Source organism: Tolumonas osonensis (genome assembly GCF_014202415.1).
Lineage (GTDB): Bacteria > Pseudomonadota > Gammaproteobacteria > Enterobacterales > Aeromonadaceae > Tolumonas > Tolumonas osonensis.
Genome location: NZ_JACHGR010000001.1, coordinates 266,903 through 283,582, shown reverse-complemented (window position 1 = coordinate 283,582; position 16,680 = coordinate 266,903). Strand labels below are relative to the sequence as shown.

At 52.7% G+C, this 16,680-nt stretch carries 16 protein-coding genes; 11 read left to right on the top strand and 5 right to left on the bottom strand.

Annotated features, from left to right (window positions below; genetic code table 11):
* Window positions 1-3 precede the first annotated feature (3 nt).
* From HNR75_RS01285 to gpsA, 3 genes are read left to right on the top strand one after another with little or no spacing between them, the layout of a single operon-like run.
* A complete protein-coding gene (locus tag HNR75_RS01285) occupies window positions 4-435 on the top strand; it encodes a rhodanese-like domain-containing protein (RefSeq protein ID WP_188025202.1) in 432 nt (143 codons plus the stop codon).
* 51 nt (window positions 436-486) lie between these two features.
* Complete coding sequence (gene secB, locus HNR75_RS01280; protein WP_188025201.1) at window positions 487-960, top strand: protein-export chaperone SecB; 474 nt, start codon at window positions 487-489, stop codon at window positions 958-960.
* Entirely contained in the window at window positions 960-1,964 is a 1,005-nt protein-coding gene (gpsA, locus tag HNR75_RS01275; protein WP_188025200.1) for an NAD(P)H-dependent glycerol-3-phosphate dehydrogenase, read from the top strand. The genes secB and gpsA overlap by 1 nt, the downstream gene beginning before the upstream one ends.
* Window positions 1,965-2,036: 72 nt before the next feature.
* Here gpsA and nfuA read toward each other — a convergent pair whose 3' ends face one another.
* The 3 genes from nfuA to amt form a co-directional block, all read right to left on the bottom strand.
* Window positions 2,037-2,615 carry a Fe-S biogenesis protein NfuA gene (gene nfuA / locus HNR75_RS01270; protein ID WP_188025412.1) on the bottom strand — a complete coding sequence of 193 codons (579 nt, stop codon included), beginning with the start codon at window positions 2,613-2,615 and terminating at the stop codon, window positions 2,037-2,039.
* A 70-nt stretch (window positions 2,616-2,685) separates the two neighbouring features.
* Window positions 2,686-3,396: a ComF family protein gene (locus tag HNR75_RS01265; protein ID WP_188025199.1), complete on the bottom strand. Its 711-nt coding sequence runs from the start codon at window positions 3,394-3,396 to the stop codon at window positions 2,686-2,688.
* A gap of 84 nt (window positions 3,397-3,480) precedes the next feature.
* Window positions 3,481-4,962: an ammonium transporter gene (gene amt / locus HNR75_RS01260; protein ID WP_188025198.1), complete on the bottom strand. Its 1,482-nt coding sequence runs from the start codon at window positions 4,960-4,962 to the stop codon at window positions 3,481-3,483.
* A 355-nt stretch (window positions 4,963-5,317) separates the two neighbouring features.
* On the opposite strand from amt, the gene bioH reads away from it, so the two are divergent.
* The gene (bioH, locus tag HNR75_RS01255) at window positions 5,318-6,082 is read left to right on the top strand and encodes a pimeloyl-ACP methyl ester esterase BioH (protein WP_188025197.1); all 765 of its coding nucleotides are present in this window, start codon (window positions 5,318-5,320) and stop codon (window positions 6,080-6,082) included.
* Window positions 6,083-6,147: 65 nt separating this feature from the next.
* Here bioH and HNR75_RS01250 read toward each other — a convergent pair whose 3' ends face one another.
* Window positions 6,148-8,460, bottom strand: a complete 2,313-nt coding sequence (locus HNR75_RS01250) for a Tex family protein (protein WP_188025196.1) — start codon at window positions 8,458-8,460, stop codon at window positions 6,148-6,150.
* Window positions 8,461-8,483: 23 nt separating this feature from the next.
* Window positions 8,484-8,969 carry a transcription elongation factor GreB gene (gene greB, locus HNR75_RS01245; protein WP_188025195.1) on the bottom strand — a complete coding sequence of 162 codons (486 nt, stop codon included), beginning with the start codon at window positions 8,967-8,969 and terminating at the stop codon, window positions 8,484-8,486.
* A gap of 337 nt (window positions 8,970-9,306) precedes the next feature.
* Here greB and mraZ point away from each other — a divergent pair, with 337 nt between their 5' ends.
* From mraZ to mraY, 7 genes are read left to right on the top strand one after another with little or no spacing between them, the layout of a single operon-like run.
* A complete protein-coding gene (gene mraZ, locus HNR75_RS01240) occupies window positions 9,307-9,765 on the top strand; it encodes a division/cell wall cluster transcriptional repressor MraZ (RefSeq protein ID WP_188025194.1) in 459 nt (152 codons plus the stop codon).
* Window positions 9,766-9,783: 18 nt separating this feature from the next.
* Window positions 9,784-10,710 (top strand): 16S rRNA (cytosine(1402)-N(4))-methyltransferase RsmH, encoded by a 927-nt coding sequence (gene rsmH / locus HNR75_RS01235; RefSeq protein WP_188025193.1) that lies wholly within the window; start codon window positions 9,784-9,786, stop codon window positions 10,708-10,710.
* A gap of 2 nt (window positions 10,711-10,712) precedes the next feature.
* On the top strand, window positions 10,713-11,024 hold the full coding sequence (gene ftsL / locus HNR75_RS01230) for a cell division protein FtsL (protein WP_188025192.1): 312 nt from the start codon (window positions 10,713-10,715) through the stop codon (window positions 11,022-11,024).
* The gene (locus HNR75_RS01225) at window positions 11,021-12,781 is read left to right on the top strand and encodes a penicillin-binding transpeptidase domain-containing protein (RefSeq protein ID WP_188025191.1); all 1,761 of its coding nucleotides are present in this window, start codon (window positions 11,021-11,023) and stop codon (window positions 12,779-12,781) included. Before ftsL ends, HNR75_RS01225 begins: the two co-directional genes overlap by 4 nt.
* Entirely contained in the window at window positions 12,765-14,234 is a 1,470-nt protein-coding gene (gene murE / locus HNR75_RS01220) for a UDP-N-acetylmuramoyl-L-alanyl-D-glutamate--2,6-diaminopimelate ligase (protein ID WP_188025190.1), read from the top strand. Before HNR75_RS01225 ends, murE begins: the two co-directional genes overlap by 17 nt.
* Window positions 14,231-15,604: a UDP-N-acetylmuramoyl-tripeptide--D-alanyl-D-alanine ligase gene (gene murF / locus HNR75_RS01215; protein ID WP_188025189.1), complete on the top strand. Its 1,374-nt coding sequence runs from the start codon at window positions 14,231-14,233 to the stop codon at window positions 15,602-15,604. The genes murE and murF overlap by 4 nt, the downstream gene beginning before the upstream one ends.
* Window positions 15,598-16,680 (top strand): phospho-N-acetylmuramoyl-pentapeptide-transferase, encoded by a 1,083-nt coding sequence (gene mraY, locus HNR75_RS01210; RefSeq protein ID WP_188025188.1) that lies wholly within the window; start codon window positions 15,598-15,600, stop codon window positions 16,678-16,680. The genes murF and mraY overlap by 7 nt, the downstream gene beginning before the upstream one ends.

Sequence of the window (16,680 nt, the reverse complement as noted above, 5' to 3'; positions counted from 1 at the left end):
AGAATGCAGGAATATATTGATTTTGCTATGCGTCACGAGATTCTGGTTCTGGTATGGATCGGTCTGGCGACAGCATTAATTGCCTCCGCCGTAAAGGCAAAATTATCGCCGGTAAAACAGGCCGATAACCAGAGCGCGGTGGCGCTGATAAACAAACAGGACGCGCTGGTGGTCGACGTTCGTACTCAGGACGAATTTGCCCGCGGTCATATCGCCGGTTCTCATCATATTCCGCTGGCGCAGATTGAACAGGGTAATACCACTGAAATCGACAAGCACAAAGAGAAGCCGGTGATTGTTGTCTGTGAAACCGGTGCGCGTGCGGATACGGCCGCAACCAAACTGGTCAAGGCCGGTTTTCAGCAAGTGTATTTATTACGCGGCGGTCTGACCCAGTGGCGTGCCAGTAACTTGCCGGTCACGAAAAAACGTTAATCTCTTTTTTGAAATTACAGCCATCAAACAATGCTAATAAAGGGCAATAAAATGACAGAAGCAGCAAATAATAATCAGGCACAACCCGAATTTCAGATCCAGCGTATCTATATCAAAGATGTTTCTTTCGAAGCACCTAATACCCCTGTTGTATTCCAGAAAGAGTGGAATCCTGAAATCAAGCTGGATATGGATACCCAGACTCAAGTTCTGGGCCAGGACGTCTATGAAGTGGCACTGACACTGACCGTGACCTGCAAACTAGGCGAAGAAACCGCTTTTCTGTGTGAAGTGAAACAGGCGGGTATTTTCACTGCCTCTAATCTGGATGCACAGAATCTGGCGCATTGCCTGGGTGCGTTCTGCCCGAACATTCTGTTCCCTTATGCGCGTGAAACCATCGCCAGCCTGGTTAGCCGTGGTTCATTCCCGCAACTGAACCTGGCTCCGGTTAACTTTGATGCGCTGTTCGCTTCTCATATTGCACAACTGGAAGCTGAGCAGGCAAAAGCAGGCGTTCAGTAATGGATTCATCCGTTGTACTGAGCGTGCTGGGGGCGGGATCTTATGGTACCGCCCTTGCCATTTCGCTGGCCCGTAAAGGTCAGCCAGTCCTGTTATGGGGACATGACCCTCAGGAAGTCGCTCGTCTGCAGCAGGATCGTTGCAATCAGGTATTCCTGCCGGATGTGTCGTTTCCTGATTCGCTGCAGGTCACCAACGATCTGGCCTATGCGGTTGCTGCCAGCCGGGATTTGCTGGTGGTGGTACCGAGTCATGTCTTTGGTGACGTGCTGCAGCGTATTAAACCGTTCCTGCGTGCCGACACCCGCGTGGCATGGGCTACCAAAGGGCTGGAGCCGGAACATGGGCGCTTGCTGGGGGATGTCGCCAAAGAAATCCTGGGCGAACAGACCCCTCTGGCGGTGTTGTCCGGCCCTACTTTTGCGAAGGAACTGGCTGCCGGGATGCCGACCGCGATTGCCATTGCAGGTACAGACGAGCAGTTTACTGCGGATATGTCTGCGCTGATGCATTGCGGTAAATCATTCCGTGTCTATACCAATCCGGATTTCATTGGTTTGCAGATCGGTGGTGCGGTGAAAAACGTGATTGCTATCGGTGCCGGGCTTTCCGATGGTCTGGGATTCGGCGCCAACGCCCGGACAGCGCTGATCACGCGAGGCCTGGCCGAATTACAGCGTCTTGGTTTGTCTCTGGGTGCAGATGCCAAAACCTTCATGGGGATGGCCGGGTTAGGCGATCTGGTACTGACCTGTACCGATAACCAATCCCGTAACCGTCGTTTTGGCCTGGCGTTAGGGCAGGGCAAAACGGTGGAGCTAGCGATGCAGGAAATTGGTCAGGTGGTGGAAGGTTACCGCAATACCAAAGAAGTGCATGCACTGGCTGCCCGTCAGGGCGTCGAGATGCCAATCTGTGAACAGATTTATCAGATCCTGTATCAGGGTAAATCGGCTCAGGAGGCCGCACAGGCGTTACTGGGACGCGATCAGAAAGGCGAATAATCCCCGTTGGCCGGATAAAAATAACGCCAGCATCTGCTGGCGTTATTGTTCTGATTGAAAACAGGGCAGTGATTAGTAGAACGAATGCTCACCACGGGCATGTTCAGTCGCGTCTTTGACGCCGGTCAGTTCACCCGGGAATAACTCGAGTAACTGTTTTTCAATGCCTTCCTTCAGTGTCACGTCGACCATCGAACAACCATTACAGCCGCCACCAAATTGCAGAATAGCCACACCGTCTTCGGTGATGTCAGTCAGGGTCACACGACCACCGTGTGCCGCCAGCGACGGATTAACCTGTGATTGCAGCACATATTCGACGCGTTCAGCCAGCGGTGCATCATCATTCACCTTGCGCATTTTGGCATTAGGTGCCTTCAGGGTCAGCTGCGAGCCCATTTGATCGCTGATGAAATCAATGGCGGCTTCTTCCAGAAAGGGTGCGCTGTTCGGATCGATAATGGCATCAAAGCCATCGAATGACTGACGGATATCTTCCGGCTCGACCGCATCAGGCGGGCAATAGGAAACGCCACACTCTGCATTCGGTGTGCCCGGATTCATTACAAATACGCGGATATTGGTGTTTTCCACCTGCTTTTCCAGCAGTTTACGAAAATGAGCCTGAGCGCTTTCGGAGATCGTGATCATCGCCATCCTCTAATCCTGACTAAATAACTAAGGTATTATCATACGCCCCATTGCGTATATGTCACAACATTTATTCATCGTGCAGCTGAGTCCTGCAGATTGCCCAGACATCGACGCGCTGGCAACCACTTTCTTTCAAAAGATGTACCAATGTTGTGACGGTGACACCGGTCGTGACAACGTCATCCAGCACCGCAACATGCCGGTAGTTGTGCGGACGGATACGAAAAGCATGGTTCAGGTTGGTCAGCCGTAATTCGCGGGACAATCCGGCCTGCACCTGCGTAGCCCGGATTCGTCGCAGCAGACGGGGATGACAGGGGATACCGAGTTGTTTCGATACCGGACGGGCCAATTCCTGCGCCTGATTGTAGCCTCGTTGCCACTGACGTCGCCAGTGCAGCGGAACAGGCAAAATTACCTCGGGTTTCGGTTCATTCGCCGGGTAGAGTTCTGCCAGCATGCGGCCGAACAGTACAGCCGGTAACACCTTATGCTGATATTTCAGCTGATGAATCAGTCCGTTTAACGGGAATTGATAGTCAGCCAGGATATGCAGGAAATCCCAGGCAGGTGGCTGCAGCAGACAGTGTCCGCAGACATCATCTTTGCCGGCCATCGGTGAGCCGCATAACCGGCAATGATGGTCGAGCAATGGCAGTTCTTCGGCACAGCAGTGACACAGTAATGGCCGGGTGGTGGGTTGACGGCAAAACAGGCAAATTCCCTGACAGGCGGGATAAAGGACGGATGAAAAGAAGCGGTGCAGTGTGGTTAACATGATTTACAGAAAGAAATGAACCGGTACGGTTACTGTAATAAAAAGGGCGCCTTACGGCGCCCTGATAAATCTGCGATGAGATTATTAGTTGGTATAAGCACGTTCGCCATGAGAAGTCAGATCCAGACCTTCGCGTTCTGCTTCTACCGGTACACGCAGGCCGACCAGTTTATCGATGATGAAGTAACCAGCGATAGAGACCAGACCAGACCAGATGATGGTGGTGATGACACCGATCGCCTGAACTTTAACCTGTGTTGCGATGGAGTAATCCGGTGCTACTGCGTTGGCAACATAATCCCAGACACCCGTGCCACCCAGATCCGGAGAGGCAAACACGCCTGTCAGGATTGCACCCAGAATACCGCCCACACCGTGTACACCGAATACGTCCAGTGAGTCGTCAACGTTCAGCATGCGTTTCAGACCATGCACACCCCACAGACATACCACACCAGCCAGGCCACCGATCACGATGCCACCCATCACGCCTACGAAACCGGCCGCAGGGGTAATGGCAACCAGACCGGCTACCGCACCGGAAGCCGCACCCAGCATGGATGGTTTACCTTTCAGCGCCCATTCGGCGAAAGTCCAGGTCAGGGTTGCTGCTGCAGTGGCTGCCCAGGTGTTAACCAGCGCCAGTGCTGCCACACCGTTTGCTTCCAGAGAAGAACCGGCGTTGAAACCAAACCAGCCAAACCACAGCAAGGAAGCACCGATCATGGTCATGGTCAGGCTGTGCGGTGCCATGGATTCACGGCCAAAACCAACACGTTTACCCAGGAAGTAGGCACCCACCAGACCTGCGACAGCGGCGTTGATATGAACAACTGTACCACCTGCGAAGTCCAGCGCGCCGTGCTGGAACAACCAGCCCGCTGTTTCACCGGCTTTAGCTGCTGCATCCGCGTCAGTGTAGGCATCAGGACCCGCCCAGTACCACACCATGTGTGCCATCGGGATGTAAGACAGCGTGAACCAGAACACCATGAACAGCAGTACGGCAGAGAAACGGATGCGTTCAGCAAACGCGCCCAGAATCAGACAGCAGGTAATGCAGGCAAACGCCCCCTGGAAAACGACATAAATGAATTCAGAGATGCCGATACCCTTGTTGAAGGTTGCAGCAATAGAATCCGGGGTGATGCCACTCAGGAAGGCTTTATCCAGCGTTCCGAAGAATGCGTTGCCTTCGGTGAAAGCCAGGCTGTAGCCGTAGGTGACCCACAGAACAGTTGCCAGACTGAATACCACCAGCACCTGGATCAGTACAGACAGCATGTTTTTGCTGCGGACCAGGCCACCGTAGAATAAAGCGATGCCGGGAATGGACATCAGAATAACAAAGGTAGCAGAAACCATCAGCCAGGCATTATCGCCTTTATTGACGGTGACTACCGGTGCTGCCGCTGCTTCAGCAGGCGCGGCAGCCGGAACTGCTTCTGCCGCCGGAGCAGCCACCGCAGTCGATGTAGCCGGAGCTGGAGTTGCTTCCTCACTCCATGCCGGTGTTGCCAGCCCGAAAGCCCCCACCAGCGCTAAGATTGCAAACAATCGTTTCATTGTAGATATCTCCCTGATAATACCGTGTCCTGATCTCGACAAGCGGAGGTCTGAGAACTCGTTGGTCGGACGAGGATGTCACTAACCTGATATTTCCTTCGCAGGAATTATGCCAACCTGGATCACATTAAAAATGGCTCAAAATAATCATTCCGGCTTGTGTTACGGGCAAAATGGTGCAGATAGCGCACATCTTTGAGGCGAGGGCCGATTATTGTGTGCTTATTTGGTGCACAAAAAATAAACAGCGATGGCCGGGATTCTGATAAATGGTCGGAATGACATTCGCATCGCTGAGGTAGCCGGGTATCATGCAGCCATATCAGAGGCATAGTTAAGTACTAGCGGGATAATGATGAGTATGTATGTTGAACGGATAGGTTCCGGTCCGGATTTGGTCTTACTGCACGGCTGGGGACTAAATGGTGCAGTCTGGCAGGAGATTGTGCCGTTATTGCAGCCTTATTACCGATTACATCTGGTCGATTTGCCCGGATTTGGCTATAGCCGGGATATCGTTATGCCGGATAACAACCTGCAGGCCTGGAGCGAAACGGTATTAGCTGCGTTGCCGGAGCGTTTTGATTTGCTTGGCTGGTCCATGGGCGGATTAATCGCTTTGCGTATGGCGCTGGATCACCCTGCCCGGATTAACCGTCTGATCCTGACCGGAAGTTCTCCCTGTTTTTTGCAGCAGGAGAGCTGGCCGGGCATTCATCCTGATGTGTTGTCTGGATTTAACCACTCATTGCAACAGAATACGCGCAAGACCATTGAACGCTTTCTGGCTATTCAGTCGATGGGCAGTGAGTCGGTAAAAGAGGATGTCAGAAGGCTGAAAGCCTGGCTGCAACTGCGTCCTGAGGCTGATCCAGTGGCGCTGAGCGCCGGGCTGCATTTGCTGGAATCCGTTGATTTGCGTCCGGAATTATCTTCGCTGCGCTGTCCGGTGCTGGGTTTGTATGGTCGTCTGGATAGTCTGGTGCCTGCGGCCGCGGTGCCCCGGATTGACGCCTTGATGGCCGACAGCCGTGCCGTCATTTTTCCTCAGGCGGCGCATGCGCCGTTTATTTCCCATCCGCAGCTATTTACCGAAGCATTACGGCAATTTCTGGATTAAGAATATCTGCGCGGTACAGGGATCTGTGGCCGGCATAAGCCGGACCACAGATTTCGCTGCATGATTTATTTATTGCGCTTGGCGTTGGCAAAGGCAGCGGCAAACGCGTTATTACCGCTATCCGCCGCCGGCTTGCCATGATGATGGTGATGACGGGATCCTGGTTTGTGGGGTTGCTCATGTGAGGTCTTCGGATGTGCGGCTTTACCTTTTGCCACCTCATCGTCCAGCCGCATGGTCAGCGCGATACGTTTACGCGGAATATCGACTTCCACTACCTTCACTTTCACGATATCACCGGCTTTAACGACGTCCCGCGGATCAGAAATATAGCGGTTGGTCAGCGCGGAAATATGTACCAAACCATCCTGATGCACACCAATATCGACAAAAGCACCAAAATTGGTGACGTTTGTGACAACGCCCTCCAGAATCATATCCGGTTTGAGATCTTTCAGCTCTTCAACCCCTTCGCGGAAGGTGGCGGTTTTGAATTCCGGACGCGGATCACGACCCGGTTTATCCAGTTCCTGAAGAATGTCGGTCACGGTCGGAATACCAAAATGCTCATCGGTATAGTCAGCCGGTTTCAGTGATTTCAGCAAGCTGCTGTTGCCCATCAGTTCGGATACTGGCTTACCCAGTTTACCGATAATTTTCTCCACGACCGGGTAGGCTTCCGGATGCACGGCCGACGCATCCAGCGGATTTTTGCCAGCATGGATACGCAGGAAACCGGCAGACTGCTCATAGGCTTTCGGGCCGAGACGTGCGACTTTCAGCAATTCACGGCGATCACCAAATGCGCCGTTTTCATCACGATAGGTCACGATATTCTGTGCCAGCGTTTTGTTTAAACCGGAAACCCGGGTCAGCAGCGGCACCGAGGCGGTATTCACATCCACCCCGACGGCGTTAACACAATCCTCCACCACGGTGTCCAGATTATGGGCCAGCTGATTCTGACTGACGTCATGCTGATATTGGCCGACACCAATCGCTTTCGGTTCGATTTTTACCAGCTCGGCCAGCGGGTCCTGCAACCGGCGGGCAATTGAAACCGCGCCACGTAGCGAGACATCCAGTTGCGGGAATTCCAGCGCGGCCAGTTCCGAAGCCGAGTAGACAGAGGCGCCGGCTTCGCTGACCACCACTTTCTGCGCTTTGCAGGTTGGATGACGATGCAGCATATCCGCGACCAGACGATCCGTTTCCCGCGATGCCGTGCCGTTGCCGATACTGATCAAGCCAACCTTAAATTGTTCACACAGGGCATACAGAATTTCGATCGCCTGATCATACTGACGCTTCGGTTCGAACGGGTAGACGGTGTGTACGGCAACCACCTTGCCAGTTTCATCGACCACAGCGACCTTGACGCCGGTGCGGATCCCCGGATCCAATCCCATGGTGGCTTTCATACCTGCCGGCGCCGCCATCAGCAGGTCTTTCAGATTGCTGGCAAAGACCCGGATGGCCTCGGTTTCCGCCGCATCACGCAGACGGCCAATCAACTCGGTTTCCATCTGCAGGGACAGCTTGATTTTCCAGGTCCAGTTCACCACGCTCTGCAGCCATTTATCGGCCGGACGACCGCGGAATGACAATGCAAAATAACTGGCGATCATCTGTTCACAGGGATGTACATCACCGGTTTGCTCTACCTGCAAGCTCAGCGCCAGAAATCCTTCATTCCGGCCGCGTAACATTGCCAGCGTACGGTGCGACGGCACTTTGGCGATAGGTTCCTGATGATCGAAATAGTCGCTGAACTTGGCGCCTTCCACCTCTTTGCCTTGGATCACCTGTGCCCGGAGTAAAGCCGACTGCCACAGATAGCTACGCAGTTTTTCCAGCAGTCCGGCCTCTTCGGCAAAGCGCTCCATCAGAATGTAACGGGCACCGTCCAGCGCGGCTTTGCTGTCGTTAATCTGATGTTCTGCGTTCAGATATGCCAGTGCTTCCTGTTCAGGATTCAGTTCCGGGTTGTTCAGCAGACTGAGCGCCAGCGGTTCCAGACCCGCTTCAATAGCAATCTGGCCTTTGGTGCGGCGTTTGGGTTTATAGGGAAGGTAGAGATCTTCCAGACGGGTTTTGGTATCGGCAGCCAGAATATCCGCTTTCAGCTCGTCAGTCAGTTTACCCTGTTCACTGATCGAGTTCAGAATCGTCTGACGGCGGTCTTCCAGTTCCCGCAGGTAACTCAAGCGTTGTTCCAGATGACGTAACTGGGTGTCGTCCAGTCCGCCGGTCACTTCTTTACGGTAGCGGGCAATAAACGGAACAGTGGCACCGTCGTCCAGTAACTGTACTGCAGCGGTCACCTGTTCAGTGCTGGCATTCAGTTCGCCGGCAATGATCTGATTAATGGAAGGCATGTTTGTCCTCGTGTTAAACGCCGTTATTCTTCAGAAAACGGTTGATATTGTATTTTATTGATATACCACTCTTTTTCGCCCGATGGCGTGAGTACCCGCACTTCATCATCGACTTGTTTACCTATCAGAGCCCGGGCCATCGGTGAATCAATGGTGATGTAGTTATTTTTGGTATCAATTTCGTCCGTGCCGACAATGCGGTAACGCACTATCTCTTCCTGGTCGTTTTCAAGCTCGACCCAGGCACCGAAATAGACCTTTCCTTCCTGCTGCGGGGAATACTCCACGATCTTGAGGGCATCCAGTCGCTTGGTCAGAAAACGCAGCCGGCGATCAATGGCGCGAAGCTCCCGCTTCCCTTCCTTATATTCCGCATTTTCACTGCGATCACCGAGGGCGGCCGCCTCAGATACGGCCTGAGTAACCTGTGGCCGTTTCACTTTCCACAAATATTTGAGCTCATCTTCGAGCTTTTGCCATCCGGCCCGGGTAATGAGGTTGGTTTTCATTGCCGTCACTCTGACAGAGATAATTCATGTGCTCGCAGCATAAGATGTTTACCTGAAATCGCCAAATATCCGGCGAAAGAGATGTGTAAAAGTGACCGGCTTCGCAAAGTAATAAATATTTATTAAATGGCATTTTGCTGAAAAATCAGCCGGTTCAGTGATGGATGAAAAAAATCTCCTGTTGTTCACCGAGATCCTGGCCGGCTGACCCTTGCAAAGGGTCATAGGCATACTTAAACTTCTTGGGTGGAAAAAAGTGGGATATTGTGGAGTCTGGCTGAGTAAATCCGCCATACCCGCAGGCTGGCAGGATATAACCAAAACAGCAAGGTGCGGCATGCTACGTGGAGCACACGCCATCGCTCTTGATACCAAAGGGCGGTTAGCAGTTCCGACAAAGTACCGAGACTGGCTTCGCGAAGAGTGCGAGGGCCAGCTTGTCTGCACCATTGATATTGCCAATCCCTGCCTGCTGTTGTATCCGCTGTGCGAATGGGAAGAAGTAGAAAAAAAACTGAAATCCCTTTCCAGCATGAATCCGGTCGAACGTCGTTTGCAGCGTTTACTGCTGGGGTACGCATGTGAATGCGAATTGGATAGTAACGGACGCTTGTTGTTATCCGCACCGTTACGTCAGCATGCCGGGCTGGATAAGCAAATCATGTTGGTTGGTCAATTAAATAAATTTGAGATCTGGAGTGAAGCCCGCTGGTTACAGCAAGTAGACGAGGACATTCAGGCATTGCCGGAAATGGACTGGACTACTTCGGATAAGCTGCGCGATTTTTCACTTTAGCACTGGGGATAAAAACGAATGGAACATATCACTGTACTGTTGCAGGAAGCGGTGGACGGGCTGGCTATTCGCCCGGACGGCGTATACGTGGACGGTACATTCGGACGGGGCGGTCATTCCCGTCTGATTCTGCAGCAACTGGGTCCTCAGGGCCGCTTGTATGCTATCGACCGCGATCCTCAGGCGGTTGCCGTTGCTAAAGAGTGGCAGGATCCCCGCTTTGAAATCATTTCCGGCCCGTTCTCTCAGTTACATGACTACATGGCTGAGCGGGGGCTGCTGGGTAAAGTGGACGGGTTACTGCTGGATCTGGGCGTCTCTTCGCCACAATTGGATGAAGCCGAGCGTGGTTTCAGCTTTATGCAGGATGGTCCTCTGGATATGCGCATGGATCCGCTGCACGGTGAAAGTGCTGCGGACTGGCTGGCGTATGCGGATGCTGACGAGATCGCCTGGGTATTACGTACCTATGGTGAAGAACGGTTTGCCAACCGGATCGCCCGGGCCATTGTCGCCGATCGGGTGACGACACCGTATACCCGCACCAGACAACTGGCCGACATGATTTCCCGTGTCGTCCCCATCAAAGAAAAGCATAAACACCCGGCTACCCGCAGTTTTCAGGCTTTGCGTATTCATGTGAATCAGGAACTGAAAGAGATCGAACAAACCCTGCAGGCATCCTTGTCGGTATTGGCACCTGGCGGCCGTCTGGCCGTGATCAGTTTCCATTCGCTGGAAGATCGTCTGGTGAAACAATTTATTCGTCAGCAGGAAAAGGGCGTGCAGCCACCGAGAGGATTACCGATAACAGAAGATCAGATCCGCAAGACGCAGACGCTGCGTTCTGTTGGTAAAGCGATGAAACCCAATGACAGTGAAATTTCAGGCAATGTCCGTTCACGTAGCTCTGTGTTGCGAGTTGCCGAGCGTCTGGGAGACTGAGCATGGATCGCCGGCTGAATCTTGCTTTACTGATCCTGCTGGATCTGAAGCGGCATCTGTTTCAGGTCATTCTGGGATTAGCCATTCTGTGTTCCGCTCTCACCACGATCGTGGTGACAGACGATACACGCACAGTGACGGCTGAACTTAACAAGGTACAGAGTATTACCGATGAGCTGGAAGTGGAATGGCGGCATCTGGTTCTGGAACAAAACGCGCTGGCTGAACATTCGCGTGTATCGGATATTGCCAGAATCAAAATGGCAATGGCCCGACCTAAACCTTTAGAAGAAAAGGTAATTAGTCTGCCATGAGAACAACTGCAAAAAAACATAATAAAAAACAGGATACCGGCGTAGCACAGTGGCGTTTCATGCTACTGCTCGGCTTCATCCTGGTGGGATTTACCGGCCTTGTGGCCCGGACCGCATGGATTCAGATTATTCAGCCTGATCGGCTGCGTCAGGAAGGCGATATGCGTTCCCTGCGGACAACCGCAGATCCGTCTGACCGTGGTATGGTGACGGATCGTAACGGTGAACAGCTGGCTGTATCGGTACCTGTCCAGGCGGTGTGGGCTGACCCGAAAGAAATTCATGCTGCCGATGGTCTGAAAAATACCGCCGCATGGATGGCGCTGGCCGATGTGCTGGGCCTGGATATGCGGAAACTCACCTCCAGTGTTGCTGATCCTAAACGCCGGTTTGTCTATCTGCAGCGTCAGATTACACCGGCGGTTGCTGATTATATTGCAAAATTAAAACTTCCCGGTGTGCATCTGCGACGGGAAACTCGCCGTTATTATCCCAGCGGTGAAATCAGTGCTCATCTGGTGGGTAATACCAATATTGATAGTGCGGGGATTGAAGGGGTTGAACGTGCTTTCAATGACTGGCTGAGCTCCACGCCGGCGGAATATAAGATCCGTAAAGACCGGCAGGGACGGGTGATCGAGAATATTGGTGTTGTCAAAGAGGGTAAAAAAGCCAATAACCTGGTGCTGAGTATTGATCAGCGTCTGCAGTCCATTGCTTACCGTTCACTGAAATACGCTACCGAAATCAACAAGGCAACCTCCGGTTCACTGGTATTGATGGATGTGGTTACCGGGGAAGTACTGGCGATGGTGAATACCCCCTCGTATAACCCGAACAACCGGGAACAATATGAAAGTTTCCGTGCCCGTAACCGTGCGGTAACCGATACTTATGAGCCTGGTTCTACGGTGAAGCCTATCGTCGCCATGAGCGCGCTGGAGCACGGAGTCACCAACTGGAAAGAAGTGATGGACACTCGTCCGTTTTCTATCGGTGGCAAGGTCGTCACCGACAGTCACCGTATGGCTACTGGCGGATTATATGACATTCTCAAATATTCCTCGAACATCGGTATGGCACATCTGGCTCTGCGTATGCAGCCGCATTGGATCACTGGCAAATTTGAAGAATTTGGTCTTGGTCAGGAATCCGGCACCGGCCTGATGGGGGAAAGCTCCGGCATGATCCCGATGCGCAGCCGCTGGTCGAAAATCGAACTGGCCACGCTGGGCTTTGGCTATGGTCTGCGAGTTACGCCATTGCAGCTAACGGCCGCTTATGCCGCTTTAGCCAACAAAGGGATACGCAAGCCGATTTCTATTCTGAAAACCACACAGGCACCCCAGGGGCAAAGAATCATTGATGCTCAGATCGCCGAGCAGGTTATTCATGCACTGGAGGGGGTGGTGGAAGATGGTACCGGCGGAAAAGCGGCCGTGCCGGGTTATCGTGTAGCGGGTAAAACCGGTACTGCCAAAGTCGCGACTGCCGGCGGCTATGGCAAAGACTATGTCGGTACGTTTGCCGGTTTTGCACCGGTCAGCAATCCCCGGTTTGCCATGGTCGTAATTATTAACGAACCTCATGGCAGCGCATATTATGGTGGTTCTGTGGCCGGCCCGACCTTCGCCGAAGTCATGAGTAGTGCCTTGCAGATGTATAACGTACCGCCGGATGCCCTTCCTGATCCTAAGGCTGCTGATATGAATACCGCACAACGCAGCGAGGGAAAGAAAAATGCCACTCGCTCTTGATAAATTACTTGCTGGCCTGAATATACCGGCCCCGGCAATCGAATTATGTGATATCCAGTTGGACACCCGGTTATTAAAACCGGGCTCATTGTTTTTAGCGCTGAAAGGCCATGCTGTGGATGGCCGCCTGTTTATGCAACAGGCGGAACAGCAAGGTGCTGCCGCAATCTTGTTTGATAACACCGACGGCTTTGAACCGCCGGCTCTGAATATTCCCTGCATTGCCGTATCCGGCCTGGCTGAAAAGGTCAGTGAACTGGCGGGGCTGTTCTATGAGACGCCTGCACAGAAGCTGGCACTGGTTGGTGTGACAGGAACCAATGGTAAAAGCACCTGCACGCAATTGATTGCTAACTGGGCCGAACTGCTCGGACAGCGCGGCGGCGTGCTGGGTACACTGGGTAACGGCTTGTTTGGTCAGTTGCGGGCTACCGAGAATACGACCGGAAGTGCGATTTCGATTCAGCAGGAATTGGCGCGGTTTGTAGCTGAAAACGTGGATGTTGCCGCCATGGAGGTCTCCTCTCATGGGCTGGTGCAGCACCGGGTCTCCGCACTGCAATTTGCTGCAGCTGTATTTACCAACCTGAGCCGTGACCATCTGGATTATCATCACACGATGGAAGCGTACGCAGATGCCAAACGCCAGATCTTTAAACAGGCAACACCTGAACACTGCATTCTGAACGCCGATGACGCAACCGCGTGCACTTGGTTAAAGGATATGCCACAAGCTGTCATCTATGCCATTGACCAGCGGCTGCCGAACCATCCCGGACCATTCGTTTATGCCAGCGATGTAAAATATCACCCGCAAGGCATCACTATCAGCATTCACTCTTCGTGGGGGGATGGTGTATTATCTGCGCCCCTCCTGGGAAAGTTTAATGTATCAAATTTACTGGCCGCGTTAGCAGTGATGTTGGTTTTGCAGTACGACTTTGAAACGCTGTGTCAGACGGCCTCCCGCCTGCAGCCTGTTACTGGTCGGATGGAATGTTTCGGTAATCAGGACCAGCCTCTGGTCGTGGTCGATTACGCACATACACCGGATGGTCTGGAAAAAGCATTACAAGCAGCCAGACAGCATTGCCATGGACGTCTCTTCTGTCTGTTTGGCTGTGGTGGTGATCGCGATAAAGGCAAACGACCTCAGATGGCCGCCATTGCAGAGCAATGGGCGGATACCCTGATCCTGACCGACGATAATCCACGCACTGAAGATCCTGCGGCCATTATTGCGGATATGTGTGCCGGTTTGCAGAAACCGGAACGTGTCCATATTGAACATTCCCGTACTGAAGCGCTCCGGCTTGCGCTGGCGCAGGCTGTGCCCGGAGACATTATTTTGCTGGCGGGTAAAGGCCATGAGGATTACCAGATCATCGGTAAAGAAAAACATCATTACAGTGATCGCGAAACAGTCATGCAGCTACTGGGAGTAATGCCATGATACCTATGACGTTAGCACAAATAGCGCAGGTGACCGACGGGCAATTATTGAATTGCTCTGATGCAACGCAAAAGGTTAGCCATATCAGTACAGATACCCGGACAGTTTCTGCGGGAGCTCTGTTTCTGGCGCTGCTGGGTGAGCGCTTTGATGCTCATAAGTTCGTCGATCAGGCCACGACTAAAGGTGCGGTGGCTGCTGTGGTTTCCCGTCCGTTACCTGATAGTGCGATTCCACAGATTCTGGTTGCGGATACCCGTATTGCGCTGGGTCGGATTGCGGCCTGGGTTCGGGCTCAGCTTGATCTGCAGATTGTCGCGATTACCGGCAGTTGCGGCAAAACCACATTAAAAGAGATGTGCGCCGCCATTTTGCAGCAGATTGCACCGGTACTGGCGACCCAGGGTAACCTGAACAATGAAATCGGTGTGCCTCAGACCTTGCTGCGTTTAACCCCCCATGAACGGTATGCTGTCGTCGAACTGGGTGCTAATCATCCCGGCGAGATTGCCTGGACAACATCACTGGTCAAACCGGATGTGGCCGTGATTAATAATGTCGCAGCAGCCCATCTGGCCGGTTTCGGCTCATTGCGTGGTGTCGCTGTGGCAAAAACGGAAATTTTTTCCGGTTTATCGGAGAGTGGTACGGCGGTGATTAATGCGGACAGTGAGTTTTATGACTGGTGGCGTGAAATTTTATCCGTTCGTACGCTGAGTTTTGGTCTAGAAAATCCGAAAGCGGATTTCCGGGCCGAACATATCACGCAGGATGAACAGGGTATTGCCCGTTTTACCCTGATATCCCCATTGGGGCAGACTGAAATTCAGTTACCAATCCCTGGTATACACAATGTCAGCAATGCGCTGGCCGCCGCCGCAGTAACCACTTCACTGGGCGTGTCGCTGGAACAGGTTCAGTCCGGACTGGCGAATATGTTGCCGGTTAAAGGGCGTTTCTGTGTGCAGAAGCTATCTGATGACCTCACCCTGATCGATGATACCTACAATGCCAGTGTCCAGTCGGTTATGGCTGCCATCGACACCTTGTCTGTTATGCCGGGATATCGGGTACTGGCGTTTGGTGATATGGGTGAATTAGGTGCAGACGCAGCCAGTTTGCACCGTCAGATTGGGGAACATGCCCGTCTGAAAAAACTGGATGCAGTGCTGACGGTCGGTGAACTGTCCCGTCATACTGCCGAGGCAGCGGGTGGCCGGCATTTTTCCGATAAGGACAGCCTGAACCAGGCGCTGCAAGAATTAATGCAACAACAACGACCGGTGACGATTCTGGCCAAAGGTGCGCGTAGTGCCCGTATGGAAGACGTAGTCACTTTTGTCAAATCCTGTGAGGAACAAGCATGTTAGTATGGCTGGCGGAGTGGTTAACGCCCCATTTATCTTTTTTCCATGTGGTCTCGTATCTGACCTTCAGAGCCATTATGTCCATTCTGACCGGACTGGGATTTGCGCTCTGGATTGGACCACGTCTGATCCGTCGTCTGCAACTGCTGCAGATTGGGCAGGTCGTGCGTAACGACGGCCCGGAATCGCATTTCAGCAAAGCGGGTACACCGACCATGGGTGGGATCATGATCCTGCTTTCTATCTTTTTGTCGGTAATCCTGTGGGCCCGTCTCAGTAATCCCTATGTCTGGGTGGTGTTGTTTGTCCTGGTCAGCTTCGGCACAATCGGTTTTGTTGATGACTATCGAAAAGTGATCCGCAAAAATCCGGATGGCCTGATTGCCCGCTGGAAATACTTCTGGCAGTCTGCATCTGCACTGGTAGTCGCATTTTTCCTGTATGCAACAGCCACTACCGATGCACAAACCACGCTGGTGGTGCCTTTCTTCAAAGACATCATGCCGCAGTTGGGGTTATTGTTCGTTCTGATGACCTATTTTGTGATCGTGGGTGCCTCCAACGCAGTTAACCTGACCGATGGTCTGGATGGCCTGGCCATCATGCCAACCGTCATGGTCGCCGCTGGCTTTGCCCTGATTGCCTGGGCGACCGGTAACGTCAATTTCGCGAATTATCTGCATATTCCCTATATTGCCAATGCGTCTGAGCTGATGGTGATCTGCACCGCCATTATTGGTGCTGGTCTGGGTTTCCTCTGGTTTAACACCTATCCGGCACAGGTATTCATGGGTGATGTCGGTTCACTGGCGTTGGGTGCAATTCTGGGGATTATTGCCGTCCTGGTCCGTCAGGAATTCCTGCTGTTCATTATGGGCGGCGTCTTTGTCATGGAAACCATGTCGGTCATTTTGCAGGTTGGCTCTTACAAGCTGAGAGGCCAGCGTATCTTCCGCATGGCTCCTATCCACCATCATTATGAATTAAAAGGCTGGCCGGAACCTCGTGTGATTGTCCGTTTCTGGATCATCACGCTGGTATTGGTGTTACTGGGTCTGGTCACTCTGAAACTGAGGTAG